Origin of the sequence: Daejeonella sp., assembly GCF_044348475.1 — a bacterium.
Lineage (GTDB): Bacteria > Bacteroidota > Bacteroidia > Sphingobacteriales > Sphingobacteriaceae > Daejeonella.
In genome coordinates this window covers 1-3,423 of the sequence record NZ_JBIKSU010000149.1, presented here as the reverse complement: position 1 = coordinate 3,423, position 3,423 = coordinate 1, and the positions used below count along the sequence as shown (strand labels likewise).

Here is a 3,423-nt window from a genome sequence, read left to right as displayed (position 1 = left end):
AGACCTCAGATCTCAGACTTCATATCTCAGACTTCAGACTTCATATCTCAGACAACTGATAACTATTTTTTGAGTATTGAGTATTTCGATAGATTCTACTTCATTTCAAAACAGCACCTCAGACCTCATATCTCAGACTTCAGACTTCATATCTCAGACAACTGATAACAGACAACTGATAACAGACAACTGATAACAGACAACTGATAACAGACAACTGATAACAGACAACTGACAACAGATAACAGACAACTATTTTTTGAGTATTGCGTATTGAGATATATAAACCTATCTGACAAAAAACCGCTAAATAATACTAATAAAATAAATGCTACTCCAATAACAAAGGATCATCTTCCTCATCACTTAAGCTTAAAGAGATTGTATCTGCACCTGCAATACCTTCAATTGAGCCTTTAATACTTGATGCATTTAACAAAACTTTATCCAATTGCTTTTCACGCATCTTCCACATTTTCTCCATAGCATCGCGCTCTTTATGAATAGACAAACGCATACTCATATAGCCTTCTCGAATAGCTTTCCATTGCTCTGAAAACTCTGCTCCTGTAAGGTAATCATACAACATGTGCATTTTGTCGCCTCTGTTCTCTTGCGATTTAGTAGCATTAGAAAGACGAATAATACCATCTCTTAAAACGAAAGCTACAGCCTTAACCTCTTCAAAAGAGCAGATCCATACCCCATCTTTTTCGCCAAAACAATTCATGCCTTTGGGATAACTTTGAGTGACAATCACTGCCACATCAACCCCTGCTCCACGCATATCTTTCTTTAGCAGATCATAATTGAACCGACAATATACTAATAATATTAGTATTGTATAGTAAATATTTTGTGTAGTATTAATTTTATACTTGTAATACAGAATTAATCAGAAATTAAGAAAAATCTTTCCATAAGCTGTATTTTAGCTAAAATTCGCTTTAAAAATTATTTAGCAGCTTTAAATCTGCACTATATTTTTTAGATATACTCAATAAAATAATGGATGTTTTTGGCAAAGTATTAAAGGATCATTATCAAGGAAGGCAAAAAGGCAAATTATGGCTGCACAATAGTTATGGAATGCCTGAAGATATGCCTGTAGATATTTTTTACAGAACAAAAAATTCATTGACAGAATTGGAATCTATTGCCTTAAACCTTTGTAAAGGCAATACACTAGATATTGGAGCCGGTGTTGGAAGCCATGCTCTAATTTTACAGGAGCAGGGCCTAGATGTTACAGCCATTGAAATATCAGAATCAGCCTGTGATATCATGCGCAGAAGAGGTGTAAAAAAGGTGATCAATACAGATATCCTGGAATTTGAATCCGAACAATTTGACACCATATTAATGTTAATGAATGGAATTGGACTTTGTGGCGATATCAAGGGACTAACTAATTTTCTGGATTATTTAAAACGACTTTTATTACCAGGCGGACAAGTACTTTTCGATTCATCTGATATTGCTTATTTGTATAAATCTGATGATTTTATAGCTAGTAATTATTATGGTGAAATTTCATATCAATACGAATATCAGTCTGTTAAAGGCAAATGGTTCAAATGGCTTTATGTTGATTTCTTAATGCTACGACAACTTGCAGAAAAATTAGGTTGGGAGTGTGAAATGATCTATGAAGATGATATGGATCAATATCTTGCGCGAATGCGGAGATCTGATTAAACAAAATGATCTATATTTTTTTAATATTTAAACTATCAAAAACATAAATTTCTCCTAAAATATACAATCTCATAACATGATTTTAATATGTTTATGAATCAAAAACAATACTTTGGGTCTTGTTAATATTAAAAAACTACGATCATTCCTAAATGCGATATTAATCTTTCATGAAAAAAATTACAGACCTAATTATTCTTAGTCTAATTTCTTTATCCTGTTATTCTCAGGTTGTTCCTAAAACTATAATTTCAGCGCCTGCTGGCGATGAATATGTTATTATCCGAAAAAATGGACAAACCGTTCTTCCAAATGGCCGAATCATTACTCCTTCTGGAAAAATACATCAAGTTGCACCTCACCCCTACGGACTTGCAATAAGCAATGATGGAAATATTGCCATCACAGCAAATTCAGGTACAAGTCCGCTTTCAATCAGCATCTTAAAAAACATTCAATCTGCAAATCCAAAGATCATGCAGGTTCCAGAATCTCCAAAAGGAGATAAAGGAATCATTGAGTCGGTGTTTATGGGATTGGCTATATCGCCTGACAATAAAATTGTTTATGTGGCTGGAGGACAGACCAATAAAGTTTACAAGTTTGAAATAGAAACAGGATTGGCACTAGGATCAATTGACTGCAAATCAAAAAGCGATCAATTTGATTATTCGCATGGCTTTATTGGCGATATGGTTTTGAGCAAGGATGGACGCTTTCTTTATGCTGTAGATCAGATTGGTTTCAGAATGATTTGTATTGACACAAAACTGAATAAACTAATATCATCTTGCCCTGTAGGGAGATATCCTTTTGGCATTACGCTATCAAAAGATGAAAATACGGTATATGTAGCCAATGTTGGAATGTATGCGTACAGTTATATAAAACAAAAAGTTAAGGGTATTTGGCAAAATACATCGGTAGATAAACCTGCCTTTGCCTATGATACTCAGGAGGCAGAAAAAGGATTTGAAAATGATTCTATTCAGGTTAAAGGATTAGGCCCCGTGAATGCACCCGAATCATTTTCAGTTTGGGCTGTACAGGTTAGTAACCCATTGAAACCAAAAGTATTCTCAAAAACTAAGACAGGTAATCCTGTAGGACAAGTAGTTGATGGTATTCCGGCAGTGGGTGGATCAAGTCCGAATTCTATTGTTACAGCAGGAAATTATGTCTTTATCAGCAATGGAAGCAATGATAATATAACCGTTCTTGATAGTTATAATCAAAAAATAATCACACATATTAAATTATATACGGAAGAAAAACTAACTAAATTAAGAGGGATCATTCCATTTGGTTTGGCGGTTTCACCCGATGAGAAACGGGTTTATGTTGCAGAATCTGGAATTAATGCCGTTGCTGTAATTGATGTATCTACATTAAAAGTAATTGGACATATTCCAACAGGATGGTTTCCGGCAAAACTAAAAGTGTCGCCAGATGGCAAAAAGCTCATTATTGCCAACGCTAAAGGGTTTGGAAGTGGCCCAAATGGCGGCTTAACATTTAAAGAAGGTTTGGCAGGAAGTTATATTGGTAGCTTGATGTATGGAAATGTACAGGTTACAGAAATTCCGGCAGATAATGAATTGTTGAATACGACCAAACAAGTCATCGCAAATAATTTTCTGATCAAAGATGAATCTGACCCATTCTTTGATTGGCGAAAGAAAAATCCAGTGCCACTTTATCCGGGCCAAAAAGAATCACCAATAC

3 protein-coding genes are annotated in these 3,423 nt (G+C 34.7%); 2 read left to right on the top strand and 1 reads right to left on the bottom strand.

Features of this window, described 5'->3' with window-relative positions; translation table 11 throughout:
- Positions 1 to 331: 331 nt before the first annotated feature.
- Complete coding sequence (locus tag ACIQZ6_RS12505; RefSeq protein WP_395811600.1) at positions 332 to 787, bottom strand: DUF2130 domain-containing protein; 456 nt, start codon at positions 785 to 787, stop codon at positions 332 to 334.
- Positions 788 to 1,008: 221 nt separating this feature from the next.
- Here ACIQZ6_RS12505 and ACIQZ6_RS12500 point away from each other — a divergent pair, with 221 nt between their 5' ends.
- The gene (locus ACIQZ6_RS12500; protein WP_395811598.1) at positions 1,009 to 1,698 is read left to right on the top strand and encodes a methyltransferase domain-containing protein; all 690 of its coding nucleotides are present in this window, start codon (positions 1,009 to 1,011) and stop codon (positions 1,696 to 1,698) included.
- A 170-nt stretch (positions 1,699 to 1,868) separates the two neighbouring features.
- On the top strand, positions 1,869 to 3,423 hold a 1,555-nt coding region (locus ACIQZ6_RS12495), incomplete at its 3' end, for a YncE family protein (protein ID WP_395811596.1).

What these genes read in the sequence shown, in the direction of transcription:
- ACIQZ6_RS12505 (WP_395811600.1), bottom strand. Translation starts at nt 787, where the DNA reads ATGCGTGGAGCAGGGGTTGATGTGGCAGTGATTGTCACTCAAAGTTAT.
- ACIQZ6_RS12500 (WP_395811598.1), top strand. Translation starts at nt 1,009, where the DNA reads ATGGATGTTTTTGGCAAAGTATTAAAGGATCATTATCAAGGAAGGCAA.